The organism is Pseudoxanthomonas sp. SGT-18 (genome assembly GCF_003931645.1).
GTDB lineage: Bacteria > Pseudomonadota > Gammaproteobacteria > Xanthomonadales > Xanthomonadaceae > Pseudoxanthomonas.
In genome coordinates, this window is sequence record NZ_RRYJ01000006.1 from 61,456 (window position 1) to 83,290 (window position 21,835).

Consider the following 21,835-nt stretch of genomic DNA (forward strand, 5'->3'; position numbering starts at 1 on the left):
ATCCGGGGCCCTACGGCGCTACGCAGCATTCCGGCCGGCACCCGCCGGCGGGCCGTTCAGCGCCCTGCCCGGCCCGGCGCCCGCTGCGGGCGCCCCAGCCCCTTCCAGGTCAGCCACAGCGCCCCGGCCAGGTAAGGCAGGCAGCTGGGCACCCACATCAGCAGCCCGGCCAGCTGCTGGTCGGCCAGCGGCTCCAGCCCGACCTCGGGGGCCCGGAAGGCATACAGGGGGTACAGCGGCCGCGGGGCGAAGGTCAGCAGCGCGCCCAGGAACCCCATCACCATCATCAGCACCACGCTGGCGACCACGCCCGGTGCCGGACCGGCGCCGGCGTCGCGGATGCGCCGCCACAACGCCGCCCAGAACCACAGCCCGGCGAGCAGGAAGCTGGCATGCATGGCCTCATGCAGGCGCGTGCTGGCCACCGCCGCCTGCAGGGAGCCTGGCAGGTGCCACAGCACCATGACCGCCGCGTGCGCGACCGTGGCCGGGCCCAGGCGCGCGGCCAGCCAGGCCAGGGCCGGATGCAGCAACCGGTGCAGTACCCACGCCAGCGACCGCGGCAGGGCCCCGGAGATCACCGCCCAGGGCCGTCCGCCCAGCAGCAGCGGCGGCACCACCGCCAGCAGCAGCATGTGCTGGGCCATGTGCGCGCCCAGCGACCAGCGCGCGTAGGCGTTGAGCGGACCGCCGAGGACGAAGGCCAGCAAGGCGATCCCGGCGACGAAGCCGGCCGCCTCCGGAGGCGCGATCCCCCGCCCCGGCGCGCGCCGTCCCAGCCGCCACAGGCCGGCCGCGTACAGCACCAGCAGCAAGGCCGGCGGCAGCAGCCATGCGCCCGGCGGCGCCCACGGCGCGGCCAGGCCGCCTGGGGCCCGGCACAGCGCGGCCAGGGCCGCGGCAGGGAGCGGCAATGCCGCCGCCACCAGGGCGACGAGCGCCGCCCACGCCTGCTTCGCGCGCGGCGGCGTAGGCTGCCGTTGGTCCCGGCCGGCGAGGAAGCGCGCGTGTACTTCTGGCTCAAGCTGCTGCACATCGGCGCGGTGCTGGTCTGGTTCTGCGGGCTGTTCTTCCTGCCGCGGCTGTTCGTGGCCCGCCATCGCGGCGGCCGCGATGCCGACCCGGCCTACTTCAATCCGGTGGCCAACCTGCTGTTCTTCCGCATCGCCACTCCGGCCGGCCTGGTCGCCATCGCCCTGGGCATGGTGCTCATCGCCATGGTCCCGTTCGGGGCCTGGCTGGCGGCCAAGCTGCTGGTGGTGATGGCCGCGGTGCTGCTGCACCTCCACTTCGGCCTGCACCTGTACGCACTGGGCCAGGGCCAGGACCGCCACAGCGCCCGCTTCTACCGGATCGTGGGCTGGCTGCCGCTGCTGCTCCTGCTGGCGCTGGCCGCGCTGACCGGGGCCAAGCCGCACACCTTCGGCGACCTGCCCCCGCCCCCGCTCGCGGCCACCGAGGCTCATGCCGCCGGCGGCGCATCGCCGCCGCCCTCTTCCCCGGCCGCCTTGTAGCCGTACACGCCGATGCCATGGCGGAAGGTCAGCGCCCCGCCCAGCCAGCCGACGATCACCACCATCACCATGCCGGCGCCGGACAGCAGCAGGCCCCACGGCCAGATGGCCGCGGCCGGATCCGGCAGGCGCAGGCTTACCCCGGCGGCCGCCAGGGCCAGCAGCATCACCCCCGCCAGGAAGTGGATCCAGGCCGAGACATGCCGGCGCACCACCCGGATGAGGAACATGTCGGCGATCCCGAACAGCGCGGCGAACACCCCGCCGCCCAGGCCGAGCACGCTCAGCCACCAGGCCGCCTGCGCCCAGAACGGATCGCCCAGCCACAGGTAGAGCAGGTCCGCCAGCGGCAGCAGGGTCAGCGCCGCCACCGGATACACCACCAGGATCGGATGCAGCGGGTGCTGCTTGATCGCCACCCGGCTGGCCACGGTGTGGCTGCGGTTGTCGGGCACGGGCTGTTTCAGGCTCCTGCGCATGGCGACCTCAGCGGCATGCCGGCAGCAACAGCACCGGCACCACGGTGAACAGCACCGCCACCGTCGCCAGGACGGCGCAGAGCGCGGCCGCCTGCGCCGCGAACCGCGCCCGTCGCGCCGCCGGGCCGGCCGCACCCGCCGCCCTGGCGGCGCGCAGCGCGCGCAGGCCCAGCCAGGTGATCGCCGCCAGCGCGGGCACGGTAAGCGCGAGCATGGCCCAGGATGCCCCCCGCTGGCTCCAGCCCTCGCCGCAGGCCAGCCCCTGCAGGCTGTAGAGCACGACGAAGTGTACTGCCCACACCGCCATCGGCGCGGCAATGCCGGCGAGGGTCGAGGGACTGGCGAACCTGGCCATCACGCCCACTCCGGGAACAGGTGGATCACGCTCCAGGCGATCGCGCCCTGGGCGGCCACGCAGGCCCACAACGCCGCGGCGATGCGCTGCTCCAGCGGCCGCTCGGCGCTGACGTAGCCGCGCTGGCCGCGCGCAGCGACGAACAGGCCAACCAGCATCGCCACCGCGACATGCACCGCGTGGAAGCCGGCCAGGGTCCAGACCACCGAGGCATAGGCATGCTCGCCCGGCGCGCCGGTTCCCGACGCCACCGCCTGCCACTGCGCCCACAGGAAGCCGGCCCCGGCCAGCGCGGCCACGCCCAGCGGCAAGGCCAGGGCGCGCCCGCCCCCGCGGCGCATCTGCCGCGCGGAGGCCGCGGCAGCGATCCAGCACACGCCCAGCAGCACCAGCGCGACCCAGGCCGTGGGGTCCGCGCCCGCGTGCATCGGCGCCGGCGGCCAGGCCTCGGTGCCCAGCCACAGGTAGAAGTAGGCGAACACCAGCGACGCGAACAGCGAGCCGTCGATCAACAGCGACACCACCAGCGCCCACCAGCCCGGCGCGTTGCGGCAGGCGTACTGCACCGGAAGTCCGAGCCGCGGGCCGGCCTGCACCCTGGCCGGCGCATGGCGGTCGCCGGTGGTCCAGGCCCACGCGCAGAACTGGCCGAGCAGCACCACCAGCACCAGCACCGAGCCCAGGTAGAGCCTGGCGATGAAGCAGGCCAGCAGCGCCGCGATCGCCAGCGCGGCCAGCAGCGGCTGCCAGCTCGAGCCGGGAAGGCGGATCACCTGCTCGGGCACGCCGCCGAGGATCGAGGTCCCCATCGACTCCCGCCGTCCCGATGCCGGATCGCCCAGCAGCCCGGTGGCATCCGCGGTGCGCGCGGCCAGGCCGCGGTCCTGCCACAGCGGATAGCGGTCGGCCACCACCGGCAGCGAGGCGAAGTTGTAGACCGGCACCGGATGCGGCAATGCCCATTCCAGGGTGCCCGCGCGCCACGGGTTGCGCCGCCCGGGGCGGCCATGGCGGAAGCACAGCGCCGCGTCGATCAGGATGGCGACCGTGCCGGCGGCCAGCACGAAGCTGGCGGCGGTGGACAGCAGGTTGAGCCAGTGCACGCCCAGCTGTTCCGGATAGCTGTAGGCACGCCGGGTCATGCCCAGCAGGCCGGTCAGGTGCATGGGCAGGAAAGCCAGGTGGAAGCCCACGAACACCATCCAGAACGCGGTGCGGCTGAGGCTTTCCGAGGGCATCCGCCCGCTGGCCAGCGGCAACCAGTAGTAGAGCCCGGCGAACATCGGGAACATCAGCCCGCCGATCAGCACGTAGTGCAGGTGCGCGACCACGAAGTGGGTGTCGTGCACCTGCCAGTCGAACGGCACCAGGGCCACCATCACCCCGGTCAGGCCGCCGCCGACGAAGGTGATGAAGAAGCCGACCAGGTAGAGCATCGGCACCCGCAGCCAGGGCCGCCCGGCCCACAGCGTGGCCAGCCAGGCGAACACCTGGATGCCGGTGGGGATGGCCACCGCCATGCTCGCCGCGCTGAAGAAGGCCAGCGCCAGCAGCGGGATGCCCACCGCGAACATGTGGTGCACCCACAGTCCGAAGCTGAGGAAGCCGGTGGTCACCAGCGCCAGCACGATCCACAGGTAGCCGGCGATGGGCCTGCGGGCGAAGGTCGCCACCACCATCGACACCACGCCGGCCGCGGGCAGGAAGATGATGTAGACCTCCGGATGCCCGAACAGCCAGAACAGGTGCTGCCACAGCAGGGGGTCGCCGCCGCGGGCCACGTCGAAGAACACGAAGCCGAAGGCGCGCTGGATCTCCAGCAGGATGCTGCCCAGGATCAGCGGCGGGAAGCCGAAGGCGATCATGAAGGCGGTGACCAGCATCGCCCAGGCGAACAACGGCATGCGCCGGATATCCATGCCCGGGGCGCGGCACAGCAGGATCGCCACGATCAGCTCCACCGCCGCCGTCACCGCCGCGATCTCGGCAAAGGTCACGCCGATCAGCCAGAAGTCCACGCCGCGTCCCGGCGAATGGGTCGCGTCGGTCAGCGGCACGTACATGAACCAGCCGCCGTCCGGTGCCTCGCCGAACAACAGGCCCGAATACAGGAAGAGGCCGCCGAACAGGTAGCACCAGTAGCCGAAGGCACCCAGCCGCGGGAACGGCAGGTCGCGTGCGCCCAGCATCTTCGGTAGCAGGTACATCGCGAAGCCTTCCATGATCGGCACCGCGAACAGGAACATCATCGTGGTCCCGTGCAGGGTCACGAACTGGGCGTAGCGTTCCGGATCCAGCACCTGGTTGCCCGGCCAGGCCAGCTGCAGGCGGATGAACATGGCCAGCGCGCCGCCGGCCAGCAGGAAGGCGAAGCCGGTGGCGATGAAGCGCAGGCCCACGGTGCCGTGGTTGACCGCGGTCAGCTGGCCGCGCCAGCCCGGGGCGTTGTTCCAGATCCGCGCCAGCGCCGCCAGGCGGCGGCTGTTCTCTCCGGGCGGCAAGATGTCCATGCGCGCTTCGCTCATGGGCTGCCCTCCCCTGCCTGCGCCACGGCGTTGTCGCGCAGCCAGGCCTCGTACTCGGCCGGTGCCAGCACCTGCACCTCGAAGCCCATGAACGCATGTTCCAGCCCGCAGAACTCGGCGCACTGGCCGCGGATGGACCCGGCCTGGTCGGCCCGCAGCCGCAGCACGTTGGTGCGCCCGGGGATGGCGTCGATCTTGCCGCCCAGGCGCGGGATCCAGAAGCTGTGGATCACGTCGGCGCTTTCGATCCGGAACTCGACCATCCGCCCCAGCGGCATGGCCAGCAGGTCGGTGGATGCCGCCAGCGGCCGGCCGTCGTCGCCCAGGTAGACGAAGTCCCAGTGCCACTGCCGCCCGGTGACGGCAACGAGGTGCGAGGCATCGGCGCTGCGCCCGCTGACGCGGTCGCTGGCCAGGGTGCCGTGCACCAGCAGTCCCAGCAGCACCCCGGTCGGCAGCACCAGCCCACCGGCGACGATCATGCGCCGTGCGCCGGCCTCGGAAAGATGGCGACGGCGGCGCAGGCCGGTCAGCAGCAGCGCCGTGACCAGCATCCACACCACCAGCGCCATCCAGAACAGGCCCCACCAGATCCCGGCGATTGCCGCCGCGGAGGGGCCAGCCGGGTCCAGCGCCGACTGCGGCCCGGCGCAGCCGGCGAGCAGCGGCGGCACGATCGGAGCCGCCAGCCAGCAGCGTCTGTCCATGGCGCCGATAAGCCCGATCCTCCGCCGCGGTCACAGGGCGGCAGTGTGTCGCTGGCGTCGTGAAGCCACCGCGACGCCGGGGCGCGCGGCGGCAGCCGCAGCGGCGGCCGCCGCGGGTCAGGCGGTCAGGCGGTCAGGCGGTCAGGCGGTCAGGCAGCGGCGGCCTCGGCCGCTTCCAGGGTGTTCTGCATCAGGGTGGCCACGGTCATCGGGCCGACGCCGCCTGGCACCGGGGTGATCCAGCTGGCGCGCTCGGCCGCGGCCTCGTAGCCGACGTCGCCGACCAGGCGGCCATCCTCCAGGCGGTTGATGCCCACGTCGATCACCACTGCGCCAGGCTTGACCCACTCGCCGGGGACGATGCCCGGGCGGCCCACCGCCACCACCAGGATGTCGGCATTGCGCACCGACTGCTCCAGCACTTCCGGCGGGGTGAACTTGTGGCAGCTGGTCACGGTGCAGCCGGCGATCAGCAGCTCCAGGCCCATGGGCCGGCCGACGTGGTTGCTCACGCCGACGACCGTGGCATTGCGCCCGCGCACCGGGCGGTCGGTATGCGCCAGCAGGGTCATGATCCCGCGCGGGGTGCACGGGCGCAGGCCGAACTGGCGCAGGGCCAGGTGGCCGACATTGGAGGGATGGAAGCCGTCCACGTCCTTGCGCGGGTCGATCCGCTCGATCAGGCGGCTGGCGTCGGGGATGCCCGGCAGCGGCAGCTGCACCAGGATGCCGTGGATCTTCGGGTCGGCGTTGAGCCGGTCGATCAGCTCCAGCAGCTCGGCCTCGCTGGTGCCGGCCGGCAGGTCGTAGTCGAAGGCCTCGATCCCGACCTTCTCCGCGGCCCGGCGCTTGTTGCGCACGTACACGGCCGAGGCCGGGTCGTCGCCGACCAGGACCACGGCCAGGCCCGGCCGCGGCAGGCCGCGTGCGACGCGCGCGTCGACCCGCGTCTTCAGTTCTTCGAGCAGGTCTTCGGAAACGCGGCGGCCATCGAGGATGCGTGCGGTCATCGGGATGCTTGCGGGACGGTGCGGCGGAGCGGCACATTCTCCCCGATTCCGGACGCGCGAGGTAGGAGCATGGTCGACAAGGTGGAACTGGAGGCGGCCGCGTTCCGCCGGCTGCTGCGGCACCTCAACCAGGAACGCACCGACGTCCAGAACATCGACCTGATGATCCTGGCCGGCTTCTGCCGCAACTGCCTGGCCGACTGGTACCGCGAGGCCGCGGCCGAGGCCGGGCTGGAAATGGACAGGGAACAGGCCCGCGAGGCCATCTACGGCATGCCCTTCGCCGAGTGGAAGGCCCGCCACCAGCGCGAGGCCACGCCGGAGCAGCTGGCCGCGTTCGAGGCCGCGCGCAAGCTCCACGGCTGAGGCGCCGGCTCAGCCGGCCGGCGTCTCCCCTGCCCCGTCCCCGCCTGCCTCGTCCAGGCGGCGCGACACCCGCTTCGGGGGAGTGAACGGGGTGGGCGTGGCTGACGGGGTATGGCCGATGATCAGCGGCCGCCCGGCGCGCACGTCGCCGGCAGCCAGCTCCAGGGCGAAGCGCTCGGCGTCCAGGCGCCGCATCTCCCTGGCGATGCGCGCCGCCAGCTGCGGCTCGGTGCCCAGCGCCTCCAGCGCGGCCTGGCCGAAGCGCACCGCCGACTCGAAGGTCTCGCGGACCTGGAAGTGCACGTCCAGCGCCGCCAGCTCCAGCGCGTGCTCGCGGTCGTACGCGCGCACCAGCACCCGGGCCTGCGGGAACTCCTCGCGGCACAGCCGGGCGATGCGGGTGGCGGCCCGGCGGTCGTCCACGCACACCGCGATCACCCGCGCGCTGGCCGCGCCGGAGGCGCGCATCACGTCGGCGCGGGTGCCGTCGCCGTAGTAGACCTTGAAGCCGAACTCGGCGGCGCTGCGGATCATCCCGATGTCGGTATCGATGATGGTCACGTCCACGTCGCGCGCCAGCAGCGCCTGGCTCATGACCTGGCCGAAGCGGCCGAAACCGACGATCAGTACGCTGCCGGCCTGCCCGTCCGCTTCCTCGATGCCGTCCATCGACGGCGCAGTGCCGTCGCCGGCCAGGCGCCGCACGGCCAGCACCGCCAGCGGGGTCAGCGCCATCGACAGCACCACGATCGCGGTCAGGTTGGCGTTGGCGGTGCCGTCGATCACCCGCGCCGCCTGCGCCGCCGAGAACAGCACGAAGGCGAACTCGCCGCCCTGGGCCATCAGCACCGCGCGGTCGAGTGCATCGCGGTGGCAGGTGCGGGTCAGCCGCGCCACCACGTAGATGCAGGCGGCCTTGGCCACCATCACCGCCACCAGTCCGGACAGGATCAGCGGCCAGTTGGCCGCCACCACCGCCAGGTCCAGGGCCATGCCCACGCCGAGGAAGAACAGGCCCAGCAGCAGGCCGCGGAACGGCTCGATGTCCGCCTCCAGCTGGTGGCGGAAGGTCGAGCCGGACAGCAGCACGCCGGCCAGGAACGCGCCCATCGCCGCCGACAGCCCGCCGACCTCCATCAGCAGCGCCGCGCCCAGCACCACCAGCAGCGCCGCGGCGGTCATCACCTCGCGCGCCTGCACCCGCGCCAGCAGCCGGAACAGCGGATTGAGCAGCCACAGGCCGGCCGCCACCAGCCCGGCCAGGGCGCCGACGCCGACCAGCACCGCCATCCAGCGGCTGCCCTCGCCCGCCGCGGCCGGCAGCGGCGACATGAACGCCACCAGCGCCAGCAGCGGCACGATCAGCAGGTCCTCGAACAGCAGGATGGAGACGATCTTCTGCCCGCGCGGCAGGGCGATGTCGCCGCGCTCGCCCAGCAGCTGCATCACCACCGCGGTCGAGGTCAGGACGAAGCCGGCCGCACCGATGAAGGCCGCCGGCATGCGCAGGCCGCACAGCCACGCCACCCCGGTCAGGACCACGGTGCACAGGCCGATCTGCAACGTGCCCAGGCCGAAGATCTGCCGGCGCAGGCTCCACAGGTGGGCCGGGCGCATTTCCAGGCCGATCAGGAACAGGAACATCACCACGCCCAGTTCGGCCACGTGCAGGATCGCCTGCGGGTCGGAGAACCAGCCCAGCCCGAACGGGCCGATCAGCAGGCCGGCGCTCAGGTAGCCCAGCACCGAGCCCAGGCCCAGGCGCCGGAACAGCGGCACCATGACCACCGCCGCCCCGAGCAGGGCGACGACCTTGACCAGCTGTTCCCCGCCGGCAGCTTCGACCGCCATGGATGTCCTCCTCCGCGGGCCGCGGCCCGCATGGGTGCCGACCCGCGCCGTCCGACGCTTCAGGTCGTGGCGCAAAACGCCGCGTAATCGATGTAGCCCGGGAACCGCCGCCCTTCGGCGCACACCGGGCAGTCCGGGTCCGGCGGCAACTTCAGCTCGCGGAAGCGCATGGCCAGCGCATCGAACTGCAGCAGGCGCCCGGCCAGCGGCTCGCCGATGCCCAGCAGCAGCTTGATCGCCTCGTTGGCCTGGAGCAGGCCGACGATGCCCGGCAGCACGCCCAGCACCCCGGCCTCGGCGCAGTTGGGCGCGAACTCCGGCGGCGGCGGCTCCGGAAACAGGCAGCGGTAGCACGGCTTCGCGCCGCGGTGGCGGCCAGCATCGAACACGCTCGCCTGGCCTTCGAAGCGTTGCACCGCCCCGTACACCAGCGGCTTGCCCAGCTTCACGCAGGCGTCGTTGAGCAGGTAGCGCAGCGGGAAGTTGTCCGAACCGTCGACCACCACGTCGATGCCGTCCAGCAGTGCCTCGACGTTGTCCGACGTGACCCGCGCCTGCACCGGCTCGATCCGGATCGAGGGATTGAGCGCCTGCAGCCGCTGCCGCGCCGATTCGACCTTGGGCGTGCCGACCGAGGCCTCGGTATGCAGGATCTGCCGCTGCAGGTTGCTGCGGTCGACGATGTCGTCGTCCACCAGGCGCAGGTGGCCCACGCCCGCCGCGGCCAGGTAGAACGCCGCCGGCGAACCCAGCCCGCCGGCGCCGACCACCAGCACGCGGGCCGCGGCCAGGCGCCGCTGGCCTTCGATCCCGACCTCGGCCAGGCGCAGGTGGCGCGAATAACGCTCCAGGAAATCAGCCTCGGCCGGCTCAAGCTGCGGCCGCACCAGGGGCAGCCCTTCGCCGGCCCAGGCATTGGTGCCGCCATCGACCGAGTAAACGCGGGCGAAGCCGGCGCCGCGCAGGGCCTCGGCCGCGGCGCGGGAGCGCTTGCCGACCTGGCAGATCAGCAGTACCTCGGCCTGCGGGTCCGGCAGGTGGCGGGCCGGATCGGCCTCCAGCTCGGCGCGGCGCACGCCGAGCGCGCCCTCGGCCTGGCCGGAGACGCGTTCGTGCGGCTCGCGGATGTCGATCAGCAGCACGCCCTGCCGCTGGCGTTCGCGGGCCTGCCGCGGCGTCACCGTTACGCTGTCCATGCGCCGGATTATCGACGCCAATGGCCCGGCGGCGGAAGCGCGCATTGGGCCGCGGCCGCGCAACGCTGCGTCGCCGTGCCCGGCTACAGCGGCAGCACTTCGACCAGGTCGCCGGCGGCGTACGCGCGCGCGCCCTCCTCCAGCACGATCAGCGCGTCGCTGGCCGCGGCGGCGCGCAGCCGGTGCGAGCCGTCGGCGGGCTCGGGGTGCACGTACAGGGTGGCGTCGTCCTCCTGGAACAGGCGCCCGCGCAGGAACTCGAAGCGCTCGTGGCGCTTGTGCCAGGGCGCGGCCAGGCGCGCGCGCCAGCGCGGGCGCGGCTCGCGGCCCTGCAGCGCATCGACCAGTGCCCGCCCGAACACATGGAAGGTTGCCAGCACCGACACCGGATTGCCCGGCAGGCCGAGCACCAGCGCCCGCCCGGCCTCGCCGAACAGCAGCGGCATGCCCGGGCGCATGCGCACCTTCCAGAAATGGATCCGGCCGCGGGACTGCAGCCAGCGCGGCAGGTGGTCCTTCTCCCCCGCCGACACCGCGCCGCAGGTCAGCACCAGGTCGAAGTTCTCCACAGCGTCGTCCAGCACCGCGGCGATCAGCACCGGATCGTCGGGCAATGTCGGCCAGGCCACCGGCTCCAGGCCGGCGGCGCGCAGCTGCGCCATCAGCTGCTCGCGGTTGCTGTTGTAGACCTGGCCCGGGCGCAGCGGCAGGCCCGGCTCGGCCAGCTCGTCGCCGCTGGCGAACACGGCGACGGTGGGCCGCACGACCACCTCCAGGCGGTCGATGCCCAGGGCCGCGGCAAGCCCGATCCGCGCCGGGGTCAGCACCTGCCCGGCGCGCAGCACCACCTCGCCGGCCACCACGTCCTCGCCCTGCCTGCGCACGTGGGCGCCGGCGCGGATGGCGGCCGGCACCTGCACGCGGCCGTCCTGCTCGACCACATCCTCGCGGATGACGATGGTGTCGGCGCCGGCCGGCAGCGGCGCGCCGGTGGTGATGCGCACGCACTGGCGGGGGCCCACGCACAGGCCAAGGTCCGGACCGGCGAACTGCTCGCCGGCCAGCTCCAGCGTGACCGGCGCATCGGCGGACAGGTCGGCATGGCGCACGGCGAAGCCGTCCATCGCGCTGTTGTCGAACGCCGGCAGCGCGATCGGCGCAACCACGTCGGCGCCGAGCACGCGGCCGTCGGCGCGGCGGGTCGGCACCTGCTCGCTGGCGCGGCCGCGGCCGGCGGCCGCCTCGTGCAGCAGGTCCAGCGCCTGGCGGACGGTGATGCGGCTGGGAAAGTCGGTCATCGCGGCTCCCGTGCGGTGGTGGGCGGCGCCTCAGCGCGGCGGCAGCACGATGCGCACCGCGGCCAGGTCTGCGGGGGTGTTGAGGTTGCCGAAGCGTACGCCGGCAAAGGCCACCCGGGCCATGCGCAGCCGCTGCTGCAGGCGGCGCGGCGCCAGCTCGCCGGCGGCCAGCGCGGCCGGCAAAGCCGCGCGCAGCGCCTCGACGCGGTACAGCGCCACCAGCGGCTGCAGGCCGTCGGCATCCTCGGCCACGGCGCCGTCGGCATCGCGGCAGGAGACCAGGGTGCGCACCAGGCAGTCGTTGGTGTCGAACAGGTCCACCGGCAAGGTCAGCAGCCAGGGCGTGCGGCAGGCCGCGGCCAGGGCCTCGATCCCGGCCAGCGGACCGCTGTCCGGTGGCAGGCGGTCGGGCACGGCCTGGAGGCCTGCATCGGCGTAGCGCGCCAGCTCGCGGTTGGCGCTTACCAGCACCGCGCCGACCTCGCCCGGGAACCGGCGCGCCAGCCGCAGCACCTGCGGCTGGCCATCACGCTCGATCCAGGCCTTGTCGACGCCGCCGAGCCGGCTGCCGCGACCACCGGCCAGCAGGCCCAGGGTGATCTCCGCGGCGGCCGGGGCCGCGCTCACTTGCCGCGCTTGACGTGGCGCATCAGCCGGCGCTTGCGCGCGACCTGTCGCTCGGTCAGTTCGTTCTTCTTGCCTTCGTACGGGTTGGCGCCCTCGCGGAACAGCATCCGCACCGGGGTGCCCACCAGCTTGAAGCGCTTGCGGAAGAAGTTCTCCAGGTAGCGCTTGTACGAATCCGGCAGCACCTTCAGGCGGGTGCCGTGGATCACGAAGGTCGGCGGGTTCTCGCCGCCCGGGTGCACGTAGCGCAGCTTGGAGACGTGGCCGCGGATGCTTGGCGGCGGGTTGGTCTCCGCCGCGATCTCCAGCGCCTTGTTGACCTCGCTGGTGCTGAAGGTGCGGGTGGCGGAGGCGTGCGCGCGGTGGATGGCGCGGAACAGCTCGCGCAGGCCCGAGCCGTGCAGCGCGGAGATGCGCACCACCTCGGCCCAGGGCACGAAGCCGAGCTTGCGCTCCAGCATCGCCTCGGCCTGCTCGCGCTGGTAGGTGCTCAGGCCGTCCCACTTGTTCACCGCGACCACCAGGGCACGGCCGGCGTCGAGCACGGCGCCCAGCACGGTGGCGTCCTGGTCGGTCACGCCCTCGGTGGCGTCGAGCATCAGCACCGCCACCTGGCAGTGCTCGATCGCCTGCATGGTCTTGACCACGCTGAACTTCTCGACCGCCTCCTCGATGCGGCCGCGGCGGCGGATGCCGGCGGTGTCGATCAGGCGGTACAGGCGGCCGTCGCGCTCCAGGTCCACCGCGATCGAGTCGCGGGTGGTGCCGGGGACCTCGGAGGCGATCATCCGCTCCTCGCCCAGCAGGCGGTTCACCAGGGTCGACTTGCCCACGTTGGGACGGCCGACGAAGGCGATGCGCAGGCGGTTGGGATCGTTGTCCAGCGCCTCGGCGCTGCCCTCTTCCGGCAGCCGCTCCAGGACCTCGGCATGCAGGTCGTCCAGGCCCTGGCGGTGGGCGGCGGAGACGGCCAGCATGTCGGCGAAGCCGTAGCGCGCGAACTCGGCACGCACCGCTTCCTCGAAGGTGCCGTCGATCTTGTTGATCACCAGCAGGGTCGGCCGCGCCAGCTTGCGCAGCCAGGCCAGGATCTCGTCGTCCAGGGCCGAGGCGCCGTCGCGGCCGTCGACCACGAACAGGATCAGGTCGGCCTCGGCGGCGGCGGCGCGCGCCTGGCGCGCGGTGGCGCCGGCCAGGCCTTCCTCCTCGCCGGCGATGCCGCCGGTGTCCACCAGAAGGAACGGCCGCTCCGGATCCAGCCGGCACACGCCGTAGTGGCGGTCGCGGGTGACGCCGGGCTGGTCGTGGACCAGGGCGTCGCGACTGCGCGTCAGCGCATTGAAGAGTGTGGACTTGCCGACATTCGGCCGTCCGACCAGGGCAACCAGCGGTAGCATCGCGAAATTCCTGCCCGCATCCGTCCGGTCAGTCGAGGCGGAAGGCGGTCAGGCCTCCCTTGACGTCCTGCACCAGCAGCAGTCCGTCGGCCACCACCGGCGCGGCCTTGATCGCCTTCTTGCGGCCGACGCGCTCGCGCGCGGCCATCTCGCCGTTGTCCAGGCGCAGCCAGTGCACGTAGCCGGCATAGTCGCCGACCACCGCATAGTCGCCCTGCACCGCCGGGCCGGTCAGCGAGCGGCGCGCCAGCGCCGGCTGCGACCACAGGGCCACGCCGTTGGACTTGTCAAGGGCGTAGACGGTGCCGGCGGCGCTGGAAACCAGGATCGCCGAGGGCGCCACGCCGATCGCGCCGGGGCCGCCGTGGTCGCTCTGCCACATCGGGCGGCCACTGGGACCGTCGATGGCCACGGTGCGGTTGCGGTAGCTGCTGGCGTACAGCATGGTGCCGTCGATCACGATCGGCGCGTCGACGTCGGCCATGCGTTCCAGTTCGGTGCGGCCTTCGGGCAGGCCCACGGCCTGTTCCCACAGCAGGCGGCCGTCGCGCAGGGCCAGCGCGGTCAGGGTGCCGTCGTCGTTGCCGGCGAACAGCAGGCCCGGGGCCGGCGTCAGCGAGGCGTTGCCACGCACGGTCAGGCTCGGCAGTTCGCGCTCGGCGTACCAGCGCTGCTCGCCGCTGGCGGCGTCGAAGGCGGTGATGCGGCCGTCGTTGCTGCGCACCAGGACCAGGCCCTGGGACACGGTCGGGGCGGCGATGATCTCGCTGCGCACCTTGGCGCGCCAGCGCTCGCTGCCGTCCTGGGCGTCCAGCGCGATCACCGCGCCGTCCAGGCCGCCGACCACGACCAGGCCGTTGCCGGCGCCGGGACCGCCGGTCAGGCGCAGCTTCTCGTCCTTGGCGGCCTTGAATTCCCACACCCGCTTGCCGGTCTGCAGGTCCAGCGCCAGCACCCGGCCCTCGGCCGCGGCGGCGTAGACGCGGCCATCGGCCACCGCCGGCCCCTGGCGCGCGCCGATCCGGCGCTCGCCGTCGCCCAGGTCCACCGACCAGGCCTTGCGCGGCTTGATGGTGGGCTTGAACTTCACCAGCTCGGCCGGCTCGGCGGCCTTCTTGGCCTCGGCGTTCTTGCCGGCAAACATGCTCTTGAACGAGCTGCAACCCGCCAGCAGCGAGACCAGGACGGCCACGGCCGCCATGCGCTTGATCATGTCGGTGCGCTCCATCAGATCGACCCCGCCGTCTCCGGCAGCTGGCCACCGGCTTCCTGCAGCTTCAGTTCCACGCGCCGGCGCGCCGGCGCCTCCGCGTCCAGCCCGGCCAGGGCGCGCTGGTACTCGGCACGCGCCTGCTCCGCCTTGCCGGCGGCCACCAGCGCGTCGCCGCGCAGTTCCAAGGCCACGGCATCGGCGTCCTCGCCCAGCACATCCAGCGCTTCCTGCGGCTTGCCGGTGGCAACCAGCAGCTGCGCCAGGCGCTGCCGGACCACCGGTTGCAGCGCCGGGTCGGCCTTGATCCCGCGCAGGGTGGCGATGGCGTCCTCGGGCTTGCCGGCCTCGACCTGGGCCTTGGCCAGCTGCAGCGCGCCGAGGCTGGCGTACAGGCCTTCCTGTCCGGCCAGGGCCGCGCCGGCGTCTTCCTCGCCGGCCTGCAGCCGGGCGATCGCCTGGCTGTAGGCCGCGTGCGCCTCCTGCTGCCGGGCCAGGCCGCGTTCCTGCCACTGGCGCAGGCCCCAGATCGCGGCGATGCCGACGATGAGGCCGGCGAGGATGCCCGGCAGGTTCTTGCGCAGCCAGGCGCGGACGCGTTCGCCCTGTTCGTGCTCGTCCAGAAGGTCGTCGATTGCCATGCAGTGTCCTGCCCCGTGCGGCGCGCACGGGGACGTGTTCTTGTTCTTGTTGGAAAGGCCCGCGGACCGCTTTACTGCGCGGGCTTGACGGATCCGTCAGAGGATACCGCAAAGCGGGCCACGTTCGCCCTCCTGAAGGGCGACAGGTCCACGATACTGCCGGCCTGCTGAACGCGTACCGCCGCCGCGTTGCCCAGCACCACGCCGGCGACCTCGCCCGGCTGGAAGCTGCGCGTCTCGCCCTGGCGCGCCAGGCGCTGCTCGATCACGCGGCCGTCGGGGCCGGTGACCTCGATCCAGCTGTCGCCCTCGAAGCTCAGCTCCAGGGCCGGCGCCGGCGCCGGTGCCTGCTGCCGCACCGGCGGCGCCAGCGAGGCCACGTACGGCCCGGCTTCGCCGGCCTGGGCCTGCGGCCTGGCGCGCGGCGCCTGCACCGGCGGCGCTTCCGGGGCCGTCGTGGCCGGGGCATCGGCGACCTCCGCCGGCAGCACGTCCAGCGAAGCGGTCGTCGGCAGCTGCCCGGCGAAGTGCGAACGGGTCGCCAGCCACACCGGCACCGCGATGGCGGCGGTGATGACCACGTACACCGCGCGGCGGCCGACGTTCTCCATCAACCGTTGCAGGCGCGGGGTATGCACGTGGCTGACCAGCTCCACGGGCGCCGGCGGGGCGACCTGGACCTGCAGCAGCGGCTCCGGGTCCACGCCCAGCAGCCGCGCGTAGCTGCGCAGCTGGCCGCGCACGAACACCGGCGCGCCGATGACTTCCCAGCGCCCCTGCTCCAGTGCCTCGACCACGTGTACCGGCATGCGCAGCCGCGTAGCGACCTCGCGCAGCTCCAGCCCGGCCGCCTCGCGCGCCTCGCGAAGCAGCTCCCCGCAACCCCGAGCGTCTCCCCCGACGTTCGCGTTGTCATGGATCACTGTGGATCTTCCCCGGTTTTGTCAGTGACGGCTTCCGGGAACTCCGCCCGTAGCCGCTGTTGATACCGGCTGGCGGCCACCCTGTCGCCAAGCCCCTGTTCAATCCTGACCGCGAGTTGTAGCACGGATGCATCGGCGGGCGCAGCCGCCAGCCGGCGCTCGGCGAAGGCCCGCGCCTGCAACAGCCGGCCCTGCTCGAACGAGAGCACGGCCATCTGCGCCAGCGCCGCCGGGTGCACCGGATCCAGCTCCAGCGCCTTGCGCAGGTCCTGCTCGGCGCGCTCGAGCTGGCCGCTGCGCAGGGCGCAGCTGCCGGCATTGGCCAGGGCCGAGGCGCGCGAGCCGGGGGCGGTCACCGCCATGGCCCGGTCCAGCCACACCAGGGCCTCGGCCGGATAGCCGTTGGCGCACAGCCAGGCGCCGTAGTTGTTGAGCACGTCGCCGTTGCCCGGCGCCAGTTCGGCGGCCTTGCGGTAATGCGTGCCAGCGGCCTCCAGGTTGCCGCGCCTGGACTCGACTGCGCCCAGCACGGTGTAGGCGTCCACTGCTGACGGATCCAGGCGCAGGGCCTTGCGCGCCAGCTTCTCGGCTTCGGCCAGGTCGCCGGCGGTCAGGCGCTGGGTCGCCAGGCCGATGGCGTCGCGGACCTGGACGCGGCGCTTGGTCGCCTCGCCGTCCTCCAGCCGGTAGACCGGGGCGACCCGTTCGGTACCGCGGATCTTGGGCGATTTGACCGTCGCGGGGCGGGCGCAGCCTGCCACGAGCAGGGCGCCACAGAGCAGGAACAGGAGCCGATCAGGCCGCCGCATGGCCTCCGGCCCGCGGCGCCTGCCCTTCCCGGCCCAGGCTGCGCCGGAACTCGGCCTGCCGGCGCGTCCGGTCCATGACCTGGCCCTTGAGCTGCCCGCAGGCGGCGTCGATGTCGTCGCCGCGGGTGCGGCGGACCATGGTCAGCACCTGCGAATCGAGCAGGATCTTCTGGAAGGCGCGGATCGCCGACTCGTCCGGGCGCTCGTAGCGGGTCCCCGGGAACGGGTTGAACGGGATCAGGTTGACCTTGCCCGAATCGCGCGCCTGCACCGCGTTGTCGAACTGGCGCATCAGCCGCGCCAGCTGGCGGGCGTGCTCGGGCTGGTCGTTGACCCCCTTCATCAGGGTGTATTCGAAGGTGATCGACTCGCGGCGGCGGTTGGCGCGCAGGTAGCGAGCGCAGGCGGCCATCAGCTCGGCGATCGGGTACTTCCTGTTGAGCGGGACCAGCTGCTCGCGCAGCTCGTCGTTGGGTGCGTGCAGCGAAACCGCCAGCGACACGTCGCTCTCCACCGACAGGCGGTCGATCATCGGCACCAGGCCGGAGGTCGACAGGGTCACGCGCTTGTTGGCCAGGCCGTAGCCCAGGTCGTCGCGCATCACGCTCATGGCGCGCACGACGTTGTCGAAGTTCATCAGCGGCTCGCCCATGCCCATCATCACCACGTTGGTGAGCTTGCGCTGCTGGTGCGGCACGTTGCCCAGGTGGCGGGCGGCGATCCAGACCTGGCCGATGATCTCGGCCGTGGTCAGGTTGCGGTTGAAGCCCTGGGTGGCGGTCGAGCAGAAGGTGCAGTTGAGGCCGCAGCCCACCTGCGAGGACACGCACAGGGTGCCGCGGCCCTTGTCCGGGATGAACACGGTCTCGATGGCGTTGCGGCCATCGTCGCCCATCGCCAGCAGCCACTTGTGGGTGCCGTCGGCGGAGGGCTTGTCGAACACGATGTTGGGGACGACGACCTCGGCATGCGCGTGCAGCTTGGCGCGCAGCGCCTTGCCGAGGTCGGTCATCTGGTCGAAGTCGGTGACGTAGCGGTGGTGGATCCACTTCATCACCTGGTGGGCGCGGTAGCGCTTCTCGCCGAGGACTTCCTCGAAGAAGCGCTCCAGGCCCGCACGGTCCAGCTCCAGCAGGTTCTGGCGCGCGGCCACGGGCGCGGCGACCGGGTCGCCGGTGGTGGTCACGCTGGGAATCGGCTGCAATGCGGACACGTGCTTCGACCTGTGCTGGATGCGCTCAGCGCGAGACCACTTCCGTGGCCGCGAAGAAGTACGCGATCTCGATGTTGGCGTTCTCCACCGAGTCCGAGCCGTGGGCGGCGTTGGCGTCGATGGATTCGGCGAAGTCGGCGCGGATGGTGCCCGGCGCGGCTTCCTTCGGGTTGGTGGCACCCAGGATCTCGCGGTGCTTGGCCACGGCGTTCTCGCCTTCCAGCACCTGGATCATCACCGGGCCGGAGGTCATGAACTCGACCAGGGCGTTGAAGAACGGACGCTCGCGGTGCACGGCGTAGAAGCCCTCGGCCTCGCGGCGGGTCAGCTGCTTGTACTTGGCGGCGACGATCTTCAGGCCGGCCTTCTCGAAACGGGTGTAGATCTCGCCGATCACGTTCTTGGCGACGGCATCGGGCTTGACGATCGAAAGGGTGCGCTCCAGCGCCATTGGATTCTTCTTCTTTGGAGTTGAGGGAACGGGACCGGCCCGGCGGAACCGGGCCTGAAGGAAAAACCCGCGGCGTGGCGCGGGCTTAGCTTGGGTAGCGTTGACGAATTCTAGCATCCGCCGGCCAGCTTTGCAGGCACCGGGATGCTGCAGCGCAAAATGACCCGTCGCCGGCCCGGGCCTAGGATTAAACAATCGTTTGATTTAGTCCGGAGCCATGGGCAAGCCCGCGCACTTCTCCACCAAGGAACGGATCCTGGCCGCGGCGGAAGAGCTGTTCGCCCAGCACGGCTTCGCCGGGACCTCGCTGCGCCAGGTCACCAGCCAGGCCGCGGTCAACATCGCCGCGGTGAACTACCACTTCGGCTCCAAGGAAAACCTGATCAACGAGGTGTTCCGGCGGCGCATGGACGTGATGACCGCCCAGCGCCTGCAGCAGCTGGAGGCCGCGCTGCGCGACCACCCCGGCCAGCTGGAGCCGATCCTGGCGGCCTTCATCGACCCGGCACTGGCCCTGGCCCAGGATCGCAACGGCGGTGCCGCCTTCGTGCGCCTGATCGCCCGCGCCTACGCCGAGCACAACGAGAGCCTGCGCCGGTTCCTGTCGGACCACTACGGCCATGTGCTGCGCGAGTTCGGCAAGGCGCTGGCCGCGGTGCTGCCCGGCCTGGACAAGGAAACCCTGTACTGGCGCCTGGACTTCCTGGCCGGGGCGCTGACCTACGCGATGTCGGAATTCGGCCTGATCAAGCGCCCCGCCAGCGCCAGCGAGGCGGCCCACCGGAGCCGGGCCGCCCGGGAACTCATCCGATTTGCCGCCGCAGGACTGCAGGCGGAAGCAAAGTAACCGTTCAATATCAAGAGGTTGCAAGAAATGTCTAAGAAACTGCTTGTACGCCGCGCTGCGGTGCTGGGCGCCGGCGTCATGGGCGCGCAGATCGCGGCTCACCTGACCAACGCGGGCGTGGACACCGTGCTGTTCGACCTGCCCGCCAAGGAGGGCCCGGCCGACGGCATCGTCCTGAAGGCCATCGGCAACCTCGCCAAGCTCAGCCCGGCCCCGCTGGCCAGCAAGTCGCTGGCCGCGGCCATCACCCCGGCCAACTACGACACCGGCCTGGAGCAGCTGCGCGACTGCGACCTGATCATCGAGGCCATCGCCGAGCGGATGGACTGGAAGCAGGACCTGTACAGGAGGATCGCGCCGTTCGTGGGCGAGCACGCGGTGCTGGCCTCCAACACCTCCGGCCTGGGCATCAACGCCCTGGCCGCGGTGCTGCCGGAGCAGCTGCGCCACCGCTTCTGCGGCGTGCACTTCTTCAACCCGCCGCGCTATATGCACCTGGCCGAGCTGATCCCGGCCGACACCACCGACAAGGCGGTGCTGGAGGGCCTGGAGACCTTCCTGACCACCAACCTTGGCAAGGGCGTGGTCTACGCCAAGGACACCCCGAACTTCATCGGCAACCGCATCGGCGTGTTCTCGATCCTGTCGGTGATCCACCACACCCGCCAGTTCGGCCTGGGCTTCGACGAGGTCGACGCCATCACCGGCCCGCTGGTCGGCCGCCCGAAGTCGGCCACCTACCGCACCTCCGACGTGGTCGGCCTGGACACCATGGCCCACGTCATCAAGACCATGGCCGACACCCTGCCGCAGGATCCGTGGCACAAGTACTTCCAGTCGCCCGACTGGCTGCAGGCACTGATCGCCAAGGGCGCCCTGGGCCAGAAGGCCGGCGCCGGCATCTTCCGCAAGGTCGGCAAGGACATCATGGTCCTGGACCTGGAGAAGCAGGACTACCGCGCCGCCGACCGCAAGGCCGCCGACGAGGTGGTCGGGATCCTCAAGATCAAGAACCCGGCCGAGAAGTTCGCGAAGCTGCGCGAGAGCCAGTACCCGCAAGCGCAGTTCCTGTGGGCCGCGTTCCGCGACCTGTTCCACTACAGCGCCTACCACCTGGCCGACATCGCCGACACCGCGCGCGACGTCGACCTGGCCATCCGCTGGGGCTACGGCTGGTCGCTGGGCCCGTTCGAGACCTGGCAGGCCGCCGGCTGGAAGCAGGTGGCGCAGTGGATCGCCGAGGACATCGCCGCCGGCAAGGCCATGAGCGACGCCCCGCTGCCGGCGTGGGTGCTCGACGGCCGCGAGGGCGTGCACGCCGCCGAGGGCAGCTACAGCCCGGCGACCAACACCCTGGTGCCGCGCTCGTCGCTGCCGGTCTACCAGCGCCAGCGCTTCCCCGATCCGCTGCTGGGCGAGAAGTTCGACCAGGGCACCACGGTCTACGAGAACGACGGCGTGCGCATGTGGCACGACGGCGACGGCATCGCCGTGGTCTCGTTCAAGACCAAGATGAACACCGTGTCCGACCACGTGCTCAACGGCCTGCAGGAAGCGATCTGCATCGCCGAGCGCGACTTCCAGGGCCTGGTGATCTGGCAGCAGAAGGAGCCCTTCTCCGCCGGCGCCGACCTGGCCGGTGCGCTGGGCCTGCTGCAGGCCGGCAAGGTCGACGAGTTCGACGCCCTGGTCGCCAACTTCCAGCGCACCAGCCAGCGCATCAAGTACGCGCTGGTGCCGGTGGTCGCGGCGGTGCGCGGCCTGGCCCTGGGCGGCGGCTGCGAGTTCCAGATGCACAGCGCCCGCACCGTGGCCCACCTGGAGAGCTACATCGGCCTGGTCGAGGCCGGCGTGGGCCTGCTGCCGGCCGGCGGCGGCCTCAAGGAGCTGGCGGTGCGCGCCTCGCGCGCGGCGGCCGGCGGCGACGTGTTCGCCGAGCTGAAGAAGACCTTCGAGACGGTGGCCATGGCCAAGGTCTCGACCTCCGCCGTGGAGGCCAAGGAGCTGGGCCTGCTGCGCCCGACCGACCGGATCGTGTTCAACGCCCACGAGCTGCTGCACGTGGCCAAGGCCGAGGCGCGCAACCTGGCCGAGGGCGGCTACCGCCCGCCGCTGCCGGAGCGCCGCATCCAGGTCGCCGGCGACGTCGGCATCGCCACCTTCCGCATGCTGCTGGTCAACATGCTCGAGGGCCGCTTCATCAGCGAGTACGACAACGAGATCGCCACCCGCATCGCCACCGTGGTGTGCGGCGGCGAAGTCGACCGCGGCAGCCTGGTCGACGAGGCCTGGCTGCTCAACCTGGAGCGCAAGCACTTCGTCGAGCTGGCCCAGCAGGAAAAGACCCAGGCCCGCATCGGCCACATGCTCAAGACGGGCAAGCCGCTCAGGAACTGAGATTCGTGATTCGGGATTG

At 72.1% G+C, this 21,835-nt stretch carries 21 protein-coding genes; 4 read left to right on the forward strand and 17 right to left on the reverse strand.

Annotated elements, in window-relative coordinates; translation table 11 throughout:
• Positions 1 to 56 precede the first annotated feature (56 nt).
• Positions 57 to 914, reverse strand: coding sequence for a cytochrome c oxidase assembly protein (locus tag EIM47_RS09590; protein WP_240626205.1), 858 nt, complete (start codon positions 912 to 914; stop codon positions 57 to 59).
• 93 nt (positions 915 to 1,007) lie between these two features.
• On the opposite strand from EIM47_RS09590, the gene EIM47_RS09595 reads away from it, so the two are divergent.
• Positions 1,008 to 1,514 (forward strand): CopD family protein, encoded by a 507-nt coding sequence (locus tag EIM47_RS09595; RefSeq protein ID WP_240626206.1) that lies wholly within the window; start codon positions 1,008 to 1,010, stop codon positions 1,512 to 1,514.
• Here the strand turns inward: EIM47_RS09595 and EIM47_RS09600 are convergent.
• The 5 genes from EIM47_RS09600 to folD all read right to left on the reverse strand — a co-directional run bounded on the left by EIM47_RS09600 (position 1,463) and on the right by folD (position 6,590).
• Complete coding sequence (locus EIM47_RS09600; RefSeq protein ID WP_240626207.1) at positions 1,463 to 1,969, reverse strand: DUF2231 domain-containing protein; 507 nt, start codon at positions 1,967 to 1,969, stop codon at positions 1,463 to 1,465. The genes EIM47_RS09595 and EIM47_RS09600 overlap by 52 nt on opposite strands.
• 31 nt (positions 1,970 to 2,000) lie before the next feature.
• Positions 2,001 to 2,348, reverse strand: coding sequence for a hypothetical protein (locus EIM47_RS09605; RefSeq protein ID WP_125111814.1), 348 nt, complete (start codon positions 2,346 to 2,348; stop codon positions 2,001 to 2,003).
• Entirely contained in the window at positions 2,348 to 4,873 is a 2,526-nt protein-coding gene (gene ctaD / locus EIM47_RS09610) for a cytochrome c oxidase subunit I (RefSeq protein WP_125076766.1), read from the reverse strand. Before ctaD ends, EIM47_RS09605 begins: the two co-directional genes overlap by 1 nt.
• Positions 4,870 to 5,580 (reverse strand): cytochrome C oxidase subunit II, encoded by a 711-nt coding sequence (locus EIM47_RS09615; RefSeq protein ID WP_125076767.1) that lies wholly within the window; start codon positions 5,578 to 5,580, stop codon positions 4,870 to 4,872. Before EIM47_RS09615 ends, ctaD begins: the two co-directional genes overlap by 4 nt.
• Before the next feature lie 149 nt (positions 5,581 to 5,729).
• Positions 5,730 to 6,590: a bifunctional methylenetetrahydrofolate dehydrogenase/methenyltetrahydrofolate cyclohydrolase FolD gene (gene folD, locus EIM47_RS09620; protein ID WP_019399383.1), complete on the reverse strand. Its 861-nt coding sequence runs from the start codon at positions 6,588 to 6,590 to the stop codon at positions 5,730 to 5,732.
• 69 nt (positions 6,591 to 6,659) lie between these two features.
• On the opposite strand from folD, the gene EIM47_RS09625 reads away from it, so the two are divergent.
• The gene (locus EIM47_RS09625; protein ID WP_125076768.1) at positions 6,660 to 6,956 is read left to right on the forward strand and encodes a DUF1244 domain-containing protein; all 297 of its coding nucleotides are present in this window, start codon (positions 6,660 to 6,662) and stop codon (positions 6,954 to 6,956) included.
• A 9-nt stretch (positions 6,957 to 6,965) separates the two neighbouring features.
• Here EIM47_RS09625 and EIM47_RS09630 read toward each other — a convergent pair whose 3' ends face one another.
• From EIM47_RS09630 to ndk, 11 genes are all read right to left on the reverse strand, one after another.
• Positions 6,966 to 8,807 (reverse strand): monovalent cation:proton antiporter-2 (CPA2) family protein, encoded by a 1,842-nt coding sequence (locus EIM47_RS09630; RefSeq protein ID WP_125076769.1) that lies wholly within the window; start codon positions 8,805 to 8,807, stop codon positions 6,966 to 6,968.
• Between the two features lie 59 nt (positions 8,808 to 8,866).
• Complete coding sequence (gene moeB / locus EIM47_RS09635) at positions 8,867 to 10,003, reverse strand: molybdopterin-synthase adenylyltransferase MoeB (RefSeq protein WP_125076770.1); 1,137 nt, start codon at positions 10,001 to 10,003, stop codon at positions 8,867 to 8,869.
• Positions 10,004 to 10,086: 83 nt separating this feature from the next.
• Positions 10,087 to 11,301, reverse strand: a complete 1,215-nt coding sequence (glp, locus tag EIM47_RS09640; RefSeq protein WP_019399387.1) for a gephyrin-like molybdotransferase Glp — start codon at positions 11,299 to 11,301, stop codon at positions 10,087 to 10,089.
• Between the two features lie 30 nt (positions 11,302 to 11,331).
• Positions 11,332 to 11,928, reverse strand: a complete 597-nt coding sequence (locus EIM47_RS09645) for an NTP transferase domain-containing protein (protein ID WP_125076771.1) — start codon at positions 11,926 to 11,928, stop codon at positions 11,332 to 11,334.
• Positions 11,925 to 13,325: a ribosome biogenesis GTPase Der gene (gene der, locus EIM47_RS09650; RefSeq protein WP_125076772.1), complete on the reverse strand. Its 1,401-nt coding sequence runs from the start codon at positions 13,323 to 13,325 to the stop codon at positions 11,925 to 11,927. The genes EIM47_RS09645 and der overlap by 4 nt, the downstream gene beginning before the upstream one ends.
• A 28-nt stretch (positions 13,326 to 13,353) precedes the next feature.
• The gene (bamB, locus tag EIM47_RS09655) at positions 13,354 to 14,553 is read right to left on the reverse strand and encodes an outer membrane protein assembly factor BamB (RefSeq protein ID WP_019399390.1); all 1,200 of its coding nucleotides are present in this window, start codon (positions 14,551 to 14,553) and stop codon (positions 13,354 to 13,356) included.
• Complete coding sequence (locus EIM47_RS09660; protein WP_019399391.1) at positions 14,553 to 15,176, reverse strand: tetratricopeptide repeat protein; 624 nt, start codon at positions 15,174 to 15,176, stop codon at positions 14,553 to 14,555. Before EIM47_RS09660 ends, bamB begins: the two co-directional genes overlap by 1 nt.
• Before the next feature lie 71 nt (positions 15,177 to 15,247).
• A complete protein-coding gene (locus EIM47_RS09665; RefSeq protein WP_125076773.1) occupies positions 15,248 to 16,099 on the reverse strand; it encodes a helix-turn-helix domain-containing protein in 852 nt (283 codons plus the stop codon).
• Complete coding sequence (pilW, locus tag EIM47_RS09670) at positions 16,096 to 16,908, reverse strand: type IV pilus biogenesis/stability protein PilW (RefSeq protein ID WP_125076774.1); 813 nt, start codon at positions 16,906 to 16,908, stop codon at positions 16,096 to 16,098. Before pilW ends, EIM47_RS09665 begins: the two co-directional genes overlap by 4 nt.
• Positions 16,895 to 18,112: a 23S rRNA (adenine(2503)-C(2))-methyltransferase RlmN gene (rlmN, locus tag EIM47_RS09675; RefSeq protein WP_037034662.1), complete on the reverse strand. Its 1,218-nt coding sequence runs from the start codon at positions 18,110 to 18,112 to the stop codon at positions 16,895 to 16,897. The genes pilW and rlmN overlap by 14 nt, the downstream gene beginning before the upstream one ends.
• A 34-nt stretch (positions 18,113 to 18,146) precedes the next feature.
• Entirely contained in the window at positions 18,147 to 18,572 is a 426-nt protein-coding gene (gene ndk, locus EIM47_RS09680) for a nucleoside-diphosphate kinase (protein ID WP_019399395.1), read from the reverse strand.
• A gap of 217 nt (positions 18,573 to 18,789) precedes the next feature.
• On the opposite strand from ndk, the gene EIM47_RS09685 reads away from it, so the two are divergent.
• Positions 18,790 to 19,419 (forward strand): TetR family transcriptional regulator, encoded by a 630-nt coding sequence (locus EIM47_RS09685; RefSeq protein ID WP_125076775.1) that lies wholly within the window; start codon positions 18,790 to 18,792, stop codon positions 19,417 to 19,419.
• 27 nt (positions 19,420 to 19,446) lie between these two features.
• Complete coding sequence (locus EIM47_RS09690) at positions 19,447 to 21,816, forward strand: 3-hydroxyacyl-CoA dehydrogenase/enoyl-CoA hydratase family protein (RefSeq protein WP_125076776.1); 2,370 nt, start codon at positions 19,447 to 19,449, stop codon at positions 21,814 to 21,816.
• The last annotated feature ends 19 nt before the right edge of the window (positions 21,817 to 21,835 follow it).